The sequence below is a fragment of the Azospirillum sp. NS33 genome, assembly GCF_059703765.1.
Genome location: NZ_BAAKJB010000016.1, coordinates 18,324 through 35,264, shown reverse-complemented (window position 1 = coordinate 35,264; position 16,941 = coordinate 18,324). Strand labels below are relative to the sequence as shown.

17 protein-coding genes are annotated in these 16,941 nt (G+C 74.4%); 9 read left to right on the top strand and 8 right to left on the bottom strand.

Annotation, left to right across the window (positions count from 1 at the left end; translation table 11 throughout):
* Positions 1 to 92: 92 nt before the first annotated feature.
* Together atzF and AC6H2I_RS15275 are read right to left on the bottom strand one after the other, a co-directional pair.
* Positions 93 to 1,901 (bottom strand): allophanate hydrolase, encoded by a 1,809-nt coding sequence (gene atzF / locus AC6H2I_RS15280; protein ID WP_497501522.1) that lies wholly within the window; start codon positions 1,899 to 1,901, stop codon positions 93 to 95.
* Positions 1,873 to 2,715, bottom strand: coding sequence for a GntR family transcriptional regulator (locus AC6H2I_RS15275; protein WP_497501520.1), 843 nt, complete (start codon positions 2,713 to 2,715; stop codon positions 1,873 to 1,875). Before AC6H2I_RS15275 ends, atzF begins: the two co-directional genes overlap by 29 nt.
* 379 nt (positions 2,716 to 3,094) lie before the next feature.
* On the opposite strand from AC6H2I_RS15275, the gene AC6H2I_RS15270 reads away from it, so the two are divergent.
* The 8 genes from AC6H2I_RS15270 (at position 3,095) to AC6H2I_RS15235 (ending at position 10,082) form a co-directional block, all read left to right on the top strand.
* Positions 3,095 to 4,222: a BMP family ABC transporter substrate-binding protein gene (locus tag AC6H2I_RS15270; protein WP_497501519.1), complete on the top strand. Its 1,128-nt coding sequence runs from the start codon at positions 3,095 to 3,097 to the stop codon at positions 4,220 to 4,222.
* Positions 4,223 to 4,281: 59 nt separating this feature from the next.
* Positions 4,282 to 5,325: an ABC transporter permease gene (locus AC6H2I_RS15265; RefSeq protein ID WP_497501518.1), complete on the top strand. Its 1,044-nt coding sequence runs from the start codon at positions 4,282 to 4,284 to the stop codon at positions 5,323 to 5,325.
* Positions 5,326 to 5,328: 3 nt separating this feature from the next.
* Positions 5,329 to 6,255 carry an ABC transporter permease gene (locus AC6H2I_RS15260; protein WP_497501517.1) on the top strand — a complete coding sequence of 309 codons (927 nt, stop codon included), beginning with the start codon at positions 5,329 to 5,331 and terminating at the stop codon, positions 6,253 to 6,255.
* 40 nt (positions 6,256 to 6,295) lie between these two features.
* On the top strand, positions 6,296 to 6,979 hold the full coding sequence (biuH, locus tag AC6H2I_RS15255; protein ID WP_497501516.1) for a biuret amidohydrolase: 684 nt from the start codon (positions 6,296 to 6,298) through the stop codon (positions 6,977 to 6,979).
* Complete coding sequence (locus AC6H2I_RS15250; protein ID WP_497501515.1) at positions 6,976 to 8,517, top strand: ABC transporter ATP-binding protein; 1,542 nt, start codon at positions 6,976 to 6,978, stop codon at positions 8,515 to 8,517. Before biuH ends, AC6H2I_RS15250 begins: the two co-directional genes overlap by 4 nt.
* A 20-nt stretch (positions 8,518 to 8,537) precedes the next feature.
* Positions 8,538 to 9,215, top strand: coding sequence for a cysteine hydrolase family protein (locus AC6H2I_RS15245; protein ID WP_497501514.1), 678 nt, complete (start codon positions 8,538 to 8,540; stop codon positions 9,213 to 9,215).
* On the top strand, positions 9,212 to 9,583 hold the full coding sequence (locus AC6H2I_RS15240; protein ID WP_497501513.1) for a cupin domain-containing protein: 372 nt from the start codon (positions 9,212 to 9,214) through the stop codon (positions 9,581 to 9,583). The genes AC6H2I_RS15245 and AC6H2I_RS15240 overlap by 4 nt, the downstream gene beginning before the upstream one ends.
* A gap of 109 nt (positions 9,584 to 9,692) precedes the next feature.
* Positions 9,693 to 10,082, top strand: coding sequence for a c-type cytochrome (locus AC6H2I_RS15235; RefSeq protein WP_497501512.1), 390 nt, complete (start codon positions 9,693 to 9,695; stop codon positions 10,080 to 10,082).
* A gap of 94 nt (positions 10,083 to 10,176) precedes the next feature.
* Here AC6H2I_RS15235 and AC6H2I_RS15230 read toward each other — a convergent pair whose 3' ends face one another.
* The 3 genes from AC6H2I_RS15230 to AC6H2I_RS15220 form a co-directional block, all read right to left on the bottom strand.
* Positions 10,177 to 10,611: a DUF4383 domain-containing protein gene (locus AC6H2I_RS15230; RefSeq protein WP_497501511.1), complete on the bottom strand. Its 435-nt coding sequence runs from the start codon at positions 10,609 to 10,611 to the stop codon at positions 10,177 to 10,179.
* A 74-nt stretch (positions 10,612 to 10,685) separates the two neighbouring features.
* Positions 10,686 to 11,342 (bottom strand): ATP-binding cassette domain-containing protein, encoded by a 657-nt coding sequence (locus AC6H2I_RS15225; RefSeq protein WP_497501510.1) that lies wholly within the window; start codon positions 11,340 to 11,342, stop codon positions 10,686 to 10,688.
* Between the two features lie 33 nt (positions 11,343 to 11,375).
* Positions 11,376 to 13,100 carry an ABC transporter permease gene (locus AC6H2I_RS15220; protein WP_497501509.1) on the bottom strand — a complete coding sequence of 575 codons (1,725 nt, stop codon included), beginning with the start codon at positions 13,098 to 13,100 and terminating at the stop codon, positions 11,376 to 11,378.
* 98 nt (positions 13,101 to 13,198) lie between these two features.
* On the opposite strand from AC6H2I_RS15220, the gene AC6H2I_RS15215 reads away from it, so the two are divergent.
* Positions 13,199 to 14,254 (top strand): SPASM domain-containing protein, encoded by a 1,056-nt coding sequence (locus AC6H2I_RS15215; protein WP_497501508.1) that lies wholly within the window; start codon positions 13,199 to 13,201, stop codon positions 14,252 to 14,254.
* On the opposite strand, the gene AC6H2I_RS15210 is transcribed toward AC6H2I_RS15215, so the two are convergent.
* From AC6H2I_RS15210 to AC6H2I_RS15200, 3 genes are all read right to left on the bottom strand, one after another.
* A complete protein-coding gene (locus AC6H2I_RS15210; protein WP_497501507.1) occupies positions 14,239 to 15,447 on the bottom strand; it encodes an ABC transporter substrate-binding protein in 1,209 nt (402 codons plus the stop codon). The two genes, AC6H2I_RS15215 and AC6H2I_RS15210, sit on opposite strands and share 16 nt — an antisense overlap.
* 90 nt (positions 15,448 to 15,537) lie before the next feature.
* Positions 15,538 to 16,152, bottom strand: coding sequence for a TIGR04282 family arsenosugar biosynthesis glycosyltransferase (locus tag AC6H2I_RS15205; protein ID WP_497501506.1), 615 nt, complete (start codon positions 16,150 to 16,152; stop codon positions 15,538 to 15,540).
* Positions 16,149 to 16,859: a TIGR04283 family arsenosugar biosynthesis glycosyltransferase gene (locus tag AC6H2I_RS15200; RefSeq protein WP_497501505.1), complete on the bottom strand. Its 711-nt coding sequence runs from the start codon at positions 16,857 to 16,859 to the stop codon at positions 16,149 to 16,151. The genes AC6H2I_RS15205 and AC6H2I_RS15200 overlap by 4 nt, the downstream gene beginning before the upstream one ends.
* Between the last annotated feature and the right edge of the window lie 82 nt (positions 16,860 to 16,941).

Genomic DNA, 16,941 nt, shown 5'->3' with positions numbered 1-16,941 from the left:
CGGCACCCGCACGGCGTTTCCGTCGTCGCCGCCATTGCACTTGCCTACCCCCGATTTGTCAACGGAAAGGGGGCGGGCGTCGCGCCGCCGCCTCACCGCGCCAGCCACGCGCGCCAGCCGCCATGGGCGGTGATGTCGTCCGCGCCCTGCACGGCGTGGGCCTCGCACAGGAAGCCCTGGACCCGGGAGCCGTCCTCGAGCTCCATGGTGCCGATGCCGAGCGGCGCGGGAATGCCGGCGACCAGCTCGCCGTAGCCGCCGACCGGCATCTCCCACACCTCCACCTCGATGGGGGCCCCGTCGCCCGTACGCACCAATCCGGGCCGCGCTGGCCGCGTGCCCGGCAGCGCGTACAGCCGGTAGGACGCCGCCGTGCGGGCCCGCCGGAACAGGCGTCCGCCGCGCTCCGTCAGCTCGTGGTTCAGCGGCAGGCCGGCCATGTGCGCCCCGACCACCGCGACCCGCACGTGGCCGCGGCGCGGCGCCGGCTCGGCCGCCGGCTCGGCGGGGCGCGGGGCCACGCCGGTCGCCCCCAGGCGCATCCCGCCGGCCTCGTGGAAGGCGGCGGCGATGCCCAGCACCCGCGCCTCCTCGAAGGCCGGGGCGGCCAGGGTGATGCCGAACGGCAGCCCGTCGGGCTGGAACCCGGAGGGCACCGCCACGCCGCACAGGTCCAGCAGGTTCATGGCGTTGGTGTAGGTGCCGAGGTTGCTGTTGAGGCGCACCGGGTCGGCCTCGACCTCGGCGATGGTGTAGATGGTGCCGGCGGTCGGCGTCAGCAGCACCTCGGCCTTGCGCCACAGCGGCTCGATCTGGCGGGCCAGCTCGCGCAGGCGGTAGTCGGCGCGGAACGCCTCGACCGCCGAGCGCGGCCGTCCGCCCTCGACGATGGCGCGCACGACCGGGTGGCCGACGCCGGGGTGGGCGGCCAGGAAATCGCCGACGGCGGCGGTGCGCTCGGCCACCCACGGCCCGTCGTACAGCAGCCGGGCGGCCTCCAGGAACGGCGTGAAGTCGACGGCGACCGGGGTGCCGCCCAGCGCCTTCAGGCGGCCCACCGCCTCGATGAACAGGCGCGGCGTGTGCTGGTTGGCGAAGAACTGCAACTGGTCCGGCAGCGGCAGGGCGAAGCGGAACGGCGCCAGCCGGGCCGGCGTGAGGTCGGCCCCGTCGGCGGCGGGCCGGGAGAACGCGTCGTGCGGGTCGAAGGCGGCGGCCACCGCGCCCACCGCGGCGGCGTCGGCCACCGTCAGGGCAAAGACACTGACGCAGTCCAGCGAGCGGCAGGCGGGGACCACGCCGCGGCTGCTGACCAGGCCGCGGGTCGGCTTCAGCCCGACGATGTTGTTGAAGGCGGCCGGCACCCGTCCCGAGCCGGCGGTGTCAGTGCCCAGGGCGAAGCTGACCAGCCCCGCCGCGACCGCCACCGCCGAGCCCGACGACGACCCGCCCGACACATAGGCCGGATCGAAGCAGTTGCGCGGCGCGCCGAAGGGGGAGCGGACGCCGACCAGGCCGGTGGCGAACTGGTCGAGGTTGGTCTTGCCCACGAACAGCCCGCCGGCGGCGGTGAGGCGCTGCACCACCGCCGCGGTCTCGCGCGGCATATAGGCGAATTCCGGGCAGGCCGCGGTGGTCCGCACCCCGGCGACGTCGATGTTGTCCTTGACGGCGAAGGGGATGCCGTACAGCGGCAGCTCCGCCGCCGAGCGCGCCGCCAGCGCCTCGGCCGCGGTCAGCACGGCGATCTCGCTCTCCCGGGTGATCCACACGGCGGGGTCGCCGTAGGCGGCGATCCGGTTCAGGACGCTTTCCGCCACCTCCCGCGGCGTGGTGTCGCCGGCGAGGTAGCGGGCGCGCAGGGTGGCGATGTCAAGGCTGTCGCGGTGCGAGAAGCCCATGGCGTTCCTCCTCCTCGTCGGCGGTGCGGTGTGGCGGTGCGGGATCGGTGGCGAAGGCGGCGGGTGGGGCGACGGCAGCGGCGGAGCCCGGGGCGGCGTCCTCGCCCGCCCCGCCGGTCCGGGTGACCACCACCTCGGCCGAGGCGACGCTGACGATCTGGACATGGGCGCGCATCGCCCGGGCGGCGCCGTCGCCGTCGCCGCACAGGATCGAGCGCACCACCTGGTCGTGCTCCGCCCAGGACCGGGCAAGGCGCCCCAGCATCAGGAACGAGGCGCGGCGGAACGGCGCCACCCGGCGGCGGGCCGCCAGCACCGTTTCCTCCAGCTCACCGTTGTGGGACCCCCGGTACAGCGCGGCGTGGAAGTGGCGGTTGACGCCCTCGTAGCCCTCACGGTCGCCGGAGCGCACCAGCGCCGCGGAGTCGCGGTGCAGCGTCTCCAGCTCCAGGCGTTCGCGCGGCGTCATGCGCTCGGCGGCGAGGCGGGCGCACACCGCCTCCAGCTCGGCCATCACCTCGAACATCTCGTAGAGGCGCTCCTCGCCGATGGCGGCGACGGCGGCCCCCCGGTTGGGCTGGTGCGCCACCAGACCGGTCGCCGCCAGCAGGCGCAAGGCCTCACGCACCGGCGTGCGCGACACGCGGAAGCGCTCGGCCAGGTCCTGCTCCTCCAACCGGGCGCCCGGCACCAGCCGGCCGTCGACGATGTCGTCGGCCAGCCTCTGCACCAGGTCGTCGACCAGGGTGCCGCGGGCGCGCACCGAAGACGCCCGCCCGGCGGTCCGCCCGCGCCCGTTGCCGATCGTCGGCACCCTCTCCCCCATCGCGTCCGCCCCGTCCTGCCATTCCAAGGGTCCGCCCGCACTGATGCATACACCGTTCCAGTTTTCATGGCCACGCCGATTGTTCTGCATCCTCAGACGCTTGACCGATCCCTCCCGCGGTGCCCCGACGGGGCCGTGCATACAAGTGACTATGTTTTGTGCGTATGTATACGTGACGATTAGAATTTGTGCGCCGCGGCACCGGCCCCACCGCAGCACGGCTTCCGGCCGAAACCGAAAGTTCCAGACAATTCATGCAATTGGCAATGGCCCCTCCGACTGGCACGGGGCTTGCTGATTGTGTGCACAGCGAAACATGCCGCCGCGCCCGACGCCACGGGCGCCTCAGACACGGGGGAATTCAGAGATGGCCAAGCTGCACCGCCTTTCCCGACGCACCCTTCTGCACAGCATGGGCGCAGCCGGCGCGCTCGGCGCGCTGGGCACCGGCCTGCCCTGGAAAGCGGCAAACGCCGGTGATCTGGTCGTCGGCTTCGTCTATGTCGGGCCGCGCGACGACTTCGGCTACAACCAGGCCCACGCCGAGGGTGCGGCCGCCCTGAAGGGGATGCCCGGAGTCACCGTGCTGGAGGAGGAGAACGTCCCCGAGACGGTCGACGTCGAGAAGAGCATGGAGAGCATGATCGAGCTGGACGGCGCGTCTCTGCTCTTCCCCACCTCCTTCGGCTATTTCGACCCGCATGCCCTCAAGGAAGCGAAGAAGTATCCCGACATCACCTTCCTGCATTGCGGCGGGTTGTGGGCGGAAGGCAAGCACCCGTCGAACGTCGGCAGCTATTTCGGCTACATCGACGAGGCCCAGTACCTCTCGGGCATCGTCGCCGCCCACACCACCACGTCCAAGACGCTGGGCTTCGTCGCGGCCAAGCCGATCCCGCAGGTGCTGCGCAACATCAACTCCTTCACCCTGGGCGCGCGGTCGGTCGATCCGGCGGTGCGCACCGCGGTCATCTTCACCGGCGACTGGTCGATGCCGGTCAAGGAGGCGGAGGCCACCAACAGCCTGATCGACCAGGGCGCCGACGTGGTGACCTGCCACGTCGACAGCCCCAAGGTGGTGGTGGAGACGGCGGAGCGGCGCGGCGTCTTCTGCACCGGCTACCACGCCAGCCAGGCGGCGCTGGCGCCCAAGGGCTACCTGACCGGGGCGGAGTGGAACTGGGCCAAGGTCTACGCCGACTACGTGGCCCTGGTGCAGGCGGGCAAGACGGTGCCCAACCTGGTGCGCGGCGGCCTGAAGGAGGGGATCGTCAAGACCTCCGCCTACGGCCCGGCGGTGTCCGACGCGGCGCGCGCCCATGCCGACGGGGTCAAGGCCAGGTTCATGGCCGGCGACGTCGTCATCTACCAGGGCCCGGTCAAGGACAACAAGGGCAACACGGTGATCGCCGCGGGCGCCGCCCAGGGCCAGACCGACCTTGCGCTGGAGTCCATGGACTACCTCGTCGAAGGGGTCGAGGGCAGCGTGGGCTGAGCGATCGACCGCCCTCTCCCGCTGGGGGAGAGGGCCCTTGGCGAGGCCGGAGGTTCCCCATGATCCTCGACCGTTTCCTGCCCACCGCGCTCGCGCTGGTCGCCGCGATGGTGCTGTTCGGACTGTTCGTCGCCGCCGCCGGCGCCGACCCGCTGGCCACCTACGCGCTGATGTACAAGGGCGCCTTCGGCTCCTGGTTTTCCTGGCAGAACACCTTGACGCGGGCCGCCCCGCTGGTCCTGACGGCGCTGTGCACCGCCCTGCCGGCCCAGCTCGGCCTCGTCATCATCGGCGGCGAGGGCGCGCTGGCGCTGGGCGGCCTGGCGGCGGTGGCCGCGGCGCTGGCCCTGGACGGCCTGCCGCCCGCCCTCGTCTGGGGCGGCATGGGGCTGGCCGGCATGGCCACGGGGGCGGCGGTGATCGGCTTCGCCGGCTACCTCCGCCACGCCCGCGGCGTCAACGAGACCATCTCGTCGCTGCTGCTGACCTACATCGCCATCGCCGTGCTGAACCACGTGGTGGAGGGGCCGATGCGCGACCCCGCCAGCCTCAACAAGCCCTCCACCCCGCCGATCGCCGATCCCTACCGGATCGCCGACATGCCGGGCATGGACGTGCACTGGGGGCTGGCGCTGGGGGTGCTGTTCGCGGTCGCCGCCTGTGTGCTGATGGCCCGCACCACCTTCGGTTTCGCCGCCCGCATGGTCGGCGGCAACCCGCGCGCGGCGCGCATGGCCGGCCTGCCCGTCGGCACCCTGCTGGTGGTCACCTGCGCGCTCGGCGGCGCCGCCGCCGGGCTGGCCGGGATGGTCGAGGTGGCGGCGGTGCACGGCAAGGCCAACGCCGCCCTCGTCGCCGGCTACGGCTTCACCGGCATCCTCGTCGCCTTCCTGGCCCGCCAGAACCCCCTGGCGGTGATCCCCGTGGCCATCCTGTTCGGCGGCATCGGCGCCAGCGGCGGCCTGCTGCAGCGCCGCCTCGACCTGCCCGACGCCGCCGTGCTGGTGCTGCAGGGCATCGTCTTCGTCACCCTGCTGGCCAGCGAATCCCTGCGGGGCCGCGACATCCTGCGCCGCCCCGCCCCCCGCCCACAGGAGGCCTGAGCCATGGAGGACACCGCGCTGGGATGGTTGGGGGTGCCGCTCGCCGTGCTGGCCGGCGCCATCCGCGTGTCGACCCCCTTCCTGTTCGTCAGCCTGGGCGAGTGCCTGACCGAGAAGAGCGGGCGCATCAACCTGGGGCTGGAGGGGACGCTGGTGATGGGCGCCATGAGCGGCTACGCCACCGCCTACGCCACCGGCAACCCGTGGGCGGGGGTGCTGGTGGCCGGGCTGGCCGGCACCGCCTTCGGGGTGCTGCACGCCGCCCTGTGCGCGCTCGACCGGGTCAACGACATCGCCGTGGGCATCGCGCTGATGCTGCTGGGGACCGGGCTGGCCTTCTTCCTGGGCAAGCCCTTCATCCAGCCCCAGGCACCACAGCTTCCCGCCATCGCCTTCGGCTGGTGGAGCGCGTCGCCGCAGGTGCAGTCGGCGTTGCGGGTCAACGTGCTGTTCCTGGTCGGGCTGGCGCTGGCACCGGCGCTGCTGTGGGCGTTGCGCACCACCCGCTGGGGCATGGTGGTGCGCATCGTCGGCGAGAGCGCCGACGCGGCGCGGGCGATGGGCTACCCGGTCAACCGGGTGCGCATGGCGGCCACCGCCGGCGGCGGCTTCCTGGCCGGGATCGGCGGCTCCTTCCTGTCGCTCTACTACCCGGGAAGCTGGAACGAGGGGTTGTCGAGCGGCCAGGGCATCACCGCGGTGGCGCTGGTCATCTTCGCCCGCTGGGACCCGATGCTGTGCTTCTACGCCTCGCTGCTGTTCGGCGGCGCCAGCGCGCTGGGCCCGGCGCTCCAGTCGGTGGGCATCACCGAGGGCTACTACCTGTTCAACGCCGCCCCCTACATCCTGACGCTCGCCATCATGGTCGCGACCTCCTCGTCGCGCCACCACCTCGCCGGCGCCCCGGCGGAGCTGAGCGTCTCCCGCTGACCGACCACCCCGACCGTCCACGAGACAGGGAGTTCCCGGCATGATCGAGCGCTTCATCCCCGCCGACCCCTACCCCTGGCCCTACAACGGCGACCTGCGCCCGGACAACACGGCGCTGATCGTCATCGACATGCAGACCGACTTCTGCGGCAAGGGCGGCTACGTCGACTGCATGGGCTACGACCTGGAGCTGACCCGCGCCCCCATCGCGCCGATCCGCCGGGTGCTCGACGCCATGCGGGCCAAGGGCTACCACGTGCTGCACACCCGCGAGGGGCACCGCCCCGACCTGTCGGACCTGCCGCCCAACAAACGCTGGCGCTCCCAGCGCATCGGCGCCGGCATCGGCGACCCCGGCCCCTGCGGCAAGATCCTGGTGCGCGGCGAGCCGGGCTGGGAGATCATCCCCGAGCTGGCCCCGCTGCCCGGCGAGCCGATCATCGACAAGCCCGGCAAGGGCAGCTTCTGCGCCACCGACCTGGAGCTGATCCTCGGCGTCCGCGGCATCCGCAACCTCATCCTGACCGGCATCACCACCGACGTCTGCGTCCACACCACCATGCGCGAGGCCAACGACCGCGGCTTCGAGTGCGTGATCCTGAAGGACTGCTGCGGCGCCACCGACCCCGCCAACCACGCCGCCGCCGTGCACATGGTGACGATGCAGGGCGGCGTGTTCGGCGCCATCAGCACCGCCGCCGCCCTGGTGGAGCACCTGCCATGAACGTGCTGAGCCGCGTCGCCCCCCCGGAGATCACGGCGCCGGGGCTTGAGGCCGTCGCCATGACCAAGCGCTTCGGCGGCTTCACCGCGCTGGACGACGTGACGGTGCGGGTGCGCCCCGGCACCGTCCACGCGCTGCTGGGCGAGAACGGCGCCGGCAAGAGCACCCTGGTCAAGTGCATCATGGGCTTTTACCGCGCCGACGCCGGCAACGTCATCGTCGGCCAGCGCGAGATCAGCGTCGACAACCCGCGCGCCGCCCAGCGCCACGGCCTGGGCATGGTCTACCAGCACTTCACCCTGGTGCCGCGCATGACCGTGCTGGAAAACCTGGTGATGGCCCGGGCCGACGTGCCCGCGGTGATCGACTGGCCGGCGGAGCGGCGGGCGCTGGCCGCCTTCATGGACACCATGCCGTTCCGCGTCCCGGTCGACGCGCCGGTCGCCACCCTGGCCGCCGGCGACAAGCAGAAGGCGGAGATCGTCAAGCAGCTCTACCTCAAGGCCCGCTTCCTGATCCTCGACGAGCCGACCTCGGTGCTGACCCCGACGGAGGCCGACGAGATCCTCGGCCTGATCCGGGGCATGGCCCTGGACGGCCGCCTGACCGTCCTGATCATCACCCACAAGTTCCGCGAGGTCATGGCCTTCGCCGACGCGGTGTCGGTGCTGCGCCGCGGCCGCCTGGTCGGCTCCGGCCCGGTCGCCGGCCACACCCCCGACAGCCTGGCCGCCCTGATGGTGGGCAGCGACGCCATCGCCGCCCCGGCGGCCCGCGCCGCCACCCCCAAGGACACGGTGCGCCTGGAGATCGCCGGGCTGTGGGCCGACGACGACAGCGGCATGCCGGCGGTGCGCGGCATGGACCTGAAGGTCCGGGCCGGCGAGATCGTCGGTGTGGCCGGCGTGTCGGGCAACGGCCAGGTGGAGCTGGTGCAGGTCCTGGCGGGCCAGCGCACGCCGGACGGCGGGGCGGTGCGGGTGCACGGCGAGCCCTACCTCGCCACCCGGCGGGAGATGGCCCGCCACCGCGTCTTCTGCCTGCCCGAGGAGCCGCTGCGCTCGGCCTGCGTGCCGACCATGAGCGTCGCCGAGAACATGGCCTTCCGCGCCTTCGACCGGCCGCCGCTGGCGTCCGGCGGCTGGTGGCTGAAGCGGGGCGCGATGCGCCGTGCCGGCCAGGAGCTGATCGCCCGCTACCGGGTCAAGACCACCTCCCCCGACGCCCCCATCGCCACCCTGTCCGGCGGCAACGTGCAGCGCGCCGTGCTGGCGCGCGAGCTGTCGGGCGACGTCGCCGTGCTGGTCGCCGCCAACCCGGTGTTCGGCCTCGACTTCGCCGCGGTGGCCGACATCCACGCGCAGATCATGACGGCGCGCAACCGCGGCGCCGCGGTGCTGCTGGTCAGCGAGGACCTGGACGAGCTGCTGGAGCTGTCGGACCGGCTGGTCGTGATGTTCCAGGGCGCGGTGGCCCACGAGACGGCCACGGCCGACGCCGACCTCACCACCATCGGCCGCTGCATGGCCGGCCACTGACGCCACCGACAGGAGTTCCCATGCCCACCGTCGCCGCACGGCCCTTCCCCTTCCCCTTCCCGGTGCCGGGCACGGCCCTGGTCGTCATCGACATGCAGCGCGACTTCCTGGAGCCCGGCGGCTTCGGCGAGGCGCTCGGCAACGACGTCTCTCTCCTCGCCCCGGCGGTGGCGCCGGCGCGCGCCCTGCTCGACGGGTTCCGCGCCCGCGGCCTGCCCGTCATCCACACCCGCGAGGCGCACCGGCCGGACCTGTCCGATTGCCCGCCGGCCAAGCGCGAGCGCGGCGCCCCGCCGTTGCGCATCGGCGACGCCGGCCCGATGGGCCGCATCCTGGTGGCCGGCGAGCCGGGCAGCGCCATCGTGCCCGCCCTGGCGCCGCGGCCCGGCGAGACCGTCATCGACAAGCCGGGCAAAGGCGCGTTCCACGCCACCAACCTGCAGGGGATCCTCGATCGCCTCGGCGTCACCCATCTGGTGTTCGCCGGGGTCACCACCGAGGTCTGCGTGCAGACGACGATGCGCGAGGCCAACGACCGCGGCTACGACTGCCTGCTGGTGGAGGACGCCACGGAAAGCTACGTCCCCGCGTTCAAGGCCGCGACCCTGGAGATGATCCGCGCCCAGGGCGCCATCGTCGGCTGGACCGCCCCCAGCGCCGCGGTTCTCGCGGCGCTGGCGCCGGAGACCGTGCGATGACCGCCCCCGCCCCCCTCGGCCTCGCCGCGCCGCTGGTCCTGGCCGGCCTGCCCGGCGGGACCGCCGGCATGCCGCCGCTGGCCTGGGAGCCGTTCCGCGAGGGCATCGCCGTGAGCTGGCTCTACCGCACCGGCCCCGACGGGCCGGCCGCGGCCTTCCTGCGCTACGCCCCCGGGGCCGGGGCGCCACGCCACGTGCACCGGGGCTACGAGCACATCCTGGTGCTGGAGGGCAGCCAGGAGGACGAGCGCGGCCGCTACGGCGCCGGCAGCTTCGTGGTGAATCCGCCGGGGACCGAGCACAGCGTGGCCAGTCCCGAGGGCTGCCTCGTGCTGATCGTCTGGGAACGCCCGGTGCGCTTCGTGTGACGCGTCAGGCGGGGACGGCGCGGCGGCGGCCGCCGTGGCCGGCGCGCGGGAACCCGCGGGCGCTCCCGGCGTTCCCCCGGGGCGCCTTGCCCTTGCAGAAAGCCCGCCGGTGACACGCCCCGCAGCCCCGCGCCCGCTGCCGCTGATCCCCTTCCTGCTGCTGTCCCTCCTGCTGGGAGGGTGCGGTCCCGAGCCGGCGCGCCAGGAGCGGGTGGTCACCGGCGATGCCGAGCGCGGCGCCGATCTGATCCGCGCCTATGGCTGCGGCACCTGCCACGTGGTTCCCGGCGTGGCCGGGCCACGCGGCGTGGTCGGTCCCTCGCTCCAGGGATTCGCACGGCGCGCCCTGATCGCCGGGATCGTGCCCAACCGCCCGGACACCCTGGTGCGCTGGGTGATGGACCCGCCGAGCCTCGCCCCGGCGACCGGGATGCCGGCCATGGGGATTCCCGAGGGCGAGGCCCAGGCCATCGCCGCCTACCTCTACACCCTGCGCTGACGCCGGGTGCCGCGGCGGCTTGGGCCGGAATGCCTTCGGCCGGGATGCCTCGAGCCCGGGTGCCGGGGCCGCCGGAGCGGCCCCGGCCGGGCGGTCACAGCCGCGAGCCGTGCGCCTCGGCCACCCGGTCGTGCTCGTGCACGAAGAAGCCGACCCCGCCGGCGACGAGGGTGATCAGGGCGTGCAGCCAGATGTCGTTGCCGTACAGCGGCACCAGCCCGAACACGGTTTCCAGGCCTGGGATGAAGCCCATGATCGTGAAGGCCAGGTAGACCACCGCGGTCGCCTTGAGGAAGGTGCGCGACGCCCCGATTCCGGAGAAATAGGCGAAGAACGCCCACAGCCCGAAGCCGAGGTGGACGATGTTGTGCAGCCAGTTCACCGGGAAGACGCCGAACAGGCGGCCGTGCATGCCATCGGCCGCCAGGCCGTCGCCGACCGGCATGGTGACGAGGCCGGGTACGAAGCCCAGGATGCCGATCGCCGCGAAGACCACGGCGAACAGCAGCGTTGTGTTGCGAGACCACATGGGGAGCCCTCTCCTTCCAATGCGCATTGCGGAAATGCCCCTCCAACAGACCGCGGGCCGGAGCGTTGCGGCGGTCAGGCCGCGGTGGCCTCCAGCGTCAGCACCACCCCGCCGGCCGCGGCGGCGTCGGCCGCATCGTGGGTCACCAGCAGAGTCGGCAGCCCCGCCCGCCGGGCGTGCTCGAACACGAACGCGCGCATCTGCCCGCGCAGCGCCACGTCCAGCTTGGCGAAGGGCTCGTCCAGCAGCAGCGCCCGCGGCGCCGACAGCAAGGTGCGCATCAGCGCCACCCGGGCGCGCTGGCCGCCCGACAGGGTCGCCGGGTCGCGCGCCGCGTAGCCGTCGAGACCGCACTCGGCCAGCGCACGCTCCACCGCCAGCCGGCGCGCGGCACGCCCGAGCACCGCCGGGGGCAGCCCGAAGGCCAGGTTCTCGCCCACCGACAGGTGGGGAAACAGCAGGTCGTCCTGGAACAGGATGCCGATGCGCCGCCGCTCCGGCGCCACACCCGCCAGGTCGCGCCCGTCCAGCAGCACCCGGCCGCGCGCCCGGAACGCCGGATCGAGGCTGCCCGAGACGTGGGCCAGCAGGCTCGACTTGCCGCAGCCCGAGGGGCCCATCACGGTCGCCACGGCGCCCGCCGCGACCTCCAGGGCGACGGGGCCGACCACCACCCGCCCCGCCACCTCCAGCACCACCCCGTCCAGCCGCAGCCCCATCCCACTCTCCATCCCGCTCCCCCTCCTCATCCCGCCCCACATGCTTCATCCCGACCGCATGCCCCGGCGGTGGCGGTGGCGCCACGCCGGCACGGCGATGGCCAGCGCGAAGGCAAGCAGGGGCAGCGCCCCCTGGGCGAACGCGTACACCGCCGTCACCCGGCGGTCGCCGCCGCTCGCCAGGGCCACCGCCTCGGTGGTCAGCGTCGCGACCCGGCCGGCGCCGGCGAACAGGGTCGGCAGGTACTGCCCGACGCTGACCGCGAAGCCCACGGCGCAGGCCGTCATCACCGGGCGCAGCAGCATGGCCAGCCGCACCCTCCGGAACGTCGCCCCCGCCGGCACGCCGAGCCCCAGCGCCGTGCGTTCGTAGCGCTCGTCGAAGGCGCGCCACGGGTCGGCGAGGGTCAGGAACATGTAGGGCACCACGTACAGGAGGTGCACCCACACCACCGCGCCCAGCGTGCCGTCGAGCCCGCCGGCCACCAGACCGACCTGGACCCCGAACAGGAACCCGACGCCGGGCACCAGAAGCGGCAGGTAGACCAGCGCCAGCGCGCGGTGCGCCCGGGCGGCGCCGGCACGCCGCTCGTACTCCAGGCAGCCGACCACCAGGACCAGGCCGAGCAGCGTGGCGAGGCCGGCCACCGCCAGCGTCCGTGCGGCGGGGCCGGCCAGGGCCGGCAGCGCCCGCGCCAGCGTCTCCAGCGACCACCGGTCCGGCAGGGCGTCGGGAAAGCGCCAGCTCCACGCCGCGGCCCACAGCGCCAGCACGGCCATCGCCCCGACCATCGCCGCCACCGCCGCGGCCATCGCCAGCGCGCTGGCGCCGCGCGCCAGCCGCCCCGCCCCGCCCCGCCCGCCGGCCCGCACCCAGCGCCGCCCCAGCGCCGCCACGGCGCGCTCGGCCATCAGCCAGCCGGCGACCGCCACGCCGACCACGGCCACCTGCAGGAGCGCGCCGGCGGCGGCCCGGAACTGGAGCGCCAGGTCGGGATCGGCGAACCAGCGCAGCACCAGGGGCGTCAACGGCGGCGGCGCGGTGGGCGCCAGCACCAGCGCCGGCTCCACCGCGGACAGGGAATAGGCCAGCACCGCCAGCACCGGCATCCGCACCCGCCGGTAGACCGGCGGCAGCACCACCTTCAGCCAGGCGGTCACCGGCCCGTAGCCGAGGGCCCGCGCCGCCGCCAGCAACGCGTCGGCGCGCACCTGCCCCAGCGCCGCGACCATCACCAGGATCAGGAACGGCACCTCCTTGCAGACCAGCGCCACCGTCAGGGCGATGCCCCAGGGGTCCTGGACCAGCGCCACGTCCGGCGGGCGGTCCCAGCCGGTCGCCCACGGCGAGGCCAGGCGGACCAGCCATCCCGACGGCGCGACCAGGAAGGCGAAGCCGATGGCGAAGGCGGCGTGCGGCACCGCCAGCAGCGGGGGCAGCAGCCGGCGCAGCCGGGCGAAGGCGGGACGGCCGTGCCACGCCGCGCAGAAGCCCACGGCCAGCCCCAGCGACAGGACGGTGGCGGCGACGCCGGTGGTCGCGGTGAGGCGCAGCGCGGTGGCGAGGCCGGGCGCCGCCAGCAGGTCCCGCCACGGCGCCAGCCCGGCCGACCGGCCGCCCAGCACCGGCAGGACGCCGAACGCCGGCAGCACGGTCCCGAGCAGGCCGGCCAGGATCGGCGCCAGGAAGACGACGCCGGCCACCATCGGGAACAGGCCGAGCCACCGCGCCGGCGCGCCGGCCCGGCAGGGAGTCCGGGCGGCGTTCATGCCCTGCCCCTTTCACGACCAGTTGACCGGGCCGCGAGGTTTCCGCGCCCGCCCCGCCACGCCATGTAGTGGCAAGGCCAACGGGAGGAACGAGAACCGTGGAGTCGATCTACTACGTCCTGTGCTGGGCGTGCCACCGCCGCTGCACGCATTGCTACGAGGACCGCTTCCGCCCCTACACCGGGGCGGCGCTGGAGGCGGTCGTGCGCGAGGCCGAGGAGAACGGGCCGCGCATCGTCGGCCATCTGCCGGACACCATGCTCTTCCGCGACCTGTCCGCGGTGGACGCCGCTGGCGCCCCGGTGGTCCGGCGCGGCCGCATCATCCTGGCCGGCGGCGACGTGCTGGTCGACCCGGTGCGCGAACGGGTGCTGTACCCCACCCTGGCCCGCTTGCGCGACCGCTACGCCGGGCGCGGCGGTGTGCGCCTGGTGGTTCAGACCACCGGAGACCTGGTCACCCCCGGGATCGTCGCCGACCTGCTGCGCCACGGCGTCGAGCACATCTCCGTCTCCGGCCTCGACGATTTCCACGTCGGCATGCAGGGCGACCGCAAGGACGCGGTGCGGGCGCGGCTGAACGCGCTGTTCGAGGCCGCGGGGATGGTCCCCGGCGGCGCCGCGCAGGGCGAGCCGGGGCAGCCCAGCTTCTCGTTCTTCGGCGCCACCCCGGACCAGTGGATCGGCAAGGTCTGGCCGCGCGGCCGGGCCTGGGACAACGATCTGTCCACCGCGACGCTGGCCGACAACTTCTGCAACCGCTGGTCCGGCGGCCTCGGCTTCCTGCGCCACGGCTTCGCCGGGTCGGAGGTGGCGGTGGAGCCCGACGGCTCGGTCTATCCCTGCTGCCTCAAGACCGCCGCGCCGCTGGGCTCGCTGCTCGAGGACCCCCTGACGGCCATCCTCGACAGCCTCGCCGGCCACCCCGCCTTCGAGGCGCTCTCGGCCGGCCAGCCCGAGCGGATGGGCCTGGGCCATGGCTGGTCGGTGGAGGATTTCCTGGCGGCGTGCGAGACGACGACGCCGTCCGGCCGCCCCTACCGCAACCTGTGCATCGGCTGCGACCGCTTCCACCAACAGGTGCTCGGCCCGGTCATCGAGTCGGTGCGGGCCGACCGCCGGCGCGCCCGCCTCGGCGTTCAGCCCGCCGCGTAGCGCCGCTGCCATTCCCGCTCGATCCGGTCCATCCACGACGGGTGCGGCTCCGCCAGCGGCGCGCCGAGCGCACCGGGGGCGGGGGCCGCGGGGTGGCGCGGGATGGCCTCGAACAGGGCGCGCTGGTCGGCCGGCAGCGCGTCCAGGTCGAGCACCGTCTCCGAACCCCAATGGCGAGGGTCCGCCTTGCGCGCCTGCGCCTCGGGGCTCAGCAGGAAATCCGCCACCACCATGGCCCCCTCCGGGTGCGCCGCGTTGACCGGGATGGCGACGAAATTGGCATTGCCGATGGTGCCGCCGTCGAACGCGTAGACGCGGGCGCTGGGCGGCAGCAGCCCGGCGTCGACGGCACCGGCCGCCTCCAGCGCCGAGAAGCCGAGGGACAGGTCGATCTCCCCGTCGTTCAGCAGGCGCCGCTGGTCGGGGCCGCTGGCCGGGAACACGCGCCCGTCGCGCCACATCGCGGGATGGAGCGCGTCGAGAAAGGCCCACAGCGGCTCCGTCGCGGCGGCGAATCCGGCGTCGTCGGCCGGCGCGGCGAGAACGCCCGGGTGCGGCGTCAGCGCGATCAGCGCCTGCTTGAGGAAGGTGGTGCCGAGGAAGTTCGGCGGCTGCGGATAGGTGAACCGGCCGGGGTTGGCGGTGGCCCAGTCCAGCAGGGCGCGGACGCTGCGCGGCGGATCGGCCAGCACGGCGCTGTCGTGCACGAGGACGAAGCGGGCCATGCCCCAGGGCGATTCCATCCCGTCCACCGGCACCGTGAAGTCGACGGTGGTCGGCTTGCCCGCCGTGTCGACCAGCCGGCTGTTGGGCAGCGCGTCGGCGAACGGCCCGAACAGCAGCCCGTTCTCCTTCATCGCCGCGAAGTTCTCGCCATTGATCCACATGAGGTCGACCGAGCCGCCCTCGGTCCGCCCGGCGGTCCTCTCCGCCATCACCCGGGCCACGGTGGCGGCGATGTCGGTGACCTTGACGTGGCGCAGGTCGATGCCGTGCCGGGCGCGCACCGTGTCCGCCACCCACTGGATGTAATCGTTGGCCCGCGCCGACCCGCCCCAGGCGTTGAAGTAGACGGTCTGGCCGCGCGCCCGCTCGCGGATCGCGTCCCAGCCCGGCGCCAGGGCGTCCCGCGCCGCCAGCGGCGGCACCCCCGCCAGCGCCACCAGCGTCACCGCCAGTGTCAAGGCCAGCATCGCCCGACCCGCCCGTCCCATTCCCGTCCCCCGTTCCGTTGGCCAGCGACAATGGCGGCCTGCCCCCGCGGCCGGCAAGCCGCCCGACGGTCAAGTCTTCGTGAGGGCGGCGCGACGGCGGGCCAGGGCGGCGGCGTCGTCGACATCGGCGAGGCGGTCGACGAACCCGGCCGAGGCCCGGCTCGGCACGGTGGCCAGGGTGTCGGCCAGGGCGTGCCCGGTGGACCATCGCACCCCCCGGAACAGCCCGGTCGGCAGCGCCGCCACCCGGCGCGCGCCCACCAGCCAGTAGCCGCCATCCTCGGCCGGGCCGAAGACGAACGGATGCCGGCCGAGGGCGCGGAAGGCGGCGGCGAGGCGGCGGCCGTCGATGTCGGGGATGTCGCTGCCCACCAGCACCACCGGCCCCGGCGGCGGGGTGCGCAGGCACCGCGCCATCCGCCGACCGAGGTCGCCGCCGCCTTGGGGAATCCGCCGCACGCCGGCGGCCGCGCGCGGCCAGCCCGCCGCACCCGCCGCCGCGTCGGGGGTGACCGCCAGCCACACCGTCCAGCGCGGGTCGCGCGCCACCCGCCGCAGCAGCGCGTCGAGGGTGACGCGGTAGAACCGCAGCGCCGCCACGGCGCCGATTCCCGCCGCCAGGCGGCGCTTCACCCGGCCCAGCCGCGGCTGGCGTGCGAACAGGACGAGGTGGCCCCGCCTCATCCGTAGAGCCGCTGGATCAGCCGCGGCGGCACGCCGGCGGCGTAGAGGGAGAGGCACAGCAGGTTGCGCGCCGGCCGCGCCAGCCAGCCGTCCCGGTGGTAGCGCGCCGCCGAGGTTACGGCATCGACCGGCAGCCCGGCCAGCCGCCGCCGCCCGATCCGCCGCACCAGGTCGACGTCCTCCATCAGCGGCAGGGGCCGGTGGCCTCCCAGCTCGTCGTAGAAGGCCCGGGCGATCACCAGCCCCTGGTCGCCGTAGGGCAGCCCGAGGGCACGGCACCGCCACGCCACCGCGCGCTCGATCCGCCGGGCGGCCGGTGCCGGGCTGTCGAAGCGCAGGCGGAAATAGCCGGCCCGCCGCGCGTTGGCCGGGTCGGCGGCGAAGCGTGCGACGGCGGCGCGCCAGCCCGTGGCGGGCCGCGTGTCGGCGTGCAGGAACAGCAGCCACGGCGCGTCGCCCGCCGCCGCGCCGGCGGCCAGTTGCGGGCCGCGCCCGCGCGGCGCGACCACCACCGCGGCACCGGCCGCCCGCGCGACCGCGACGGTGGCGTCGCCGGACCCGCCATCGGCCACGATCACCCGATGGGCCAGCGCCGGCACGGCCGCCCCCGCCTCCGGGTCGGCCAGGGCGGAGAACAGCCCGGCGAGCGCGGCGGCCGCGTTCAGGCACGGAACGACGATGTCGAGACCGGCGCCGCTGCCCGCCATGGCGGTCCCGCCACCCCCCGTCACCACGGGGAACGACAAAGCGCCGCCGCCCTGCTATGCCGTGGCGGCACGCCGCGTCGGA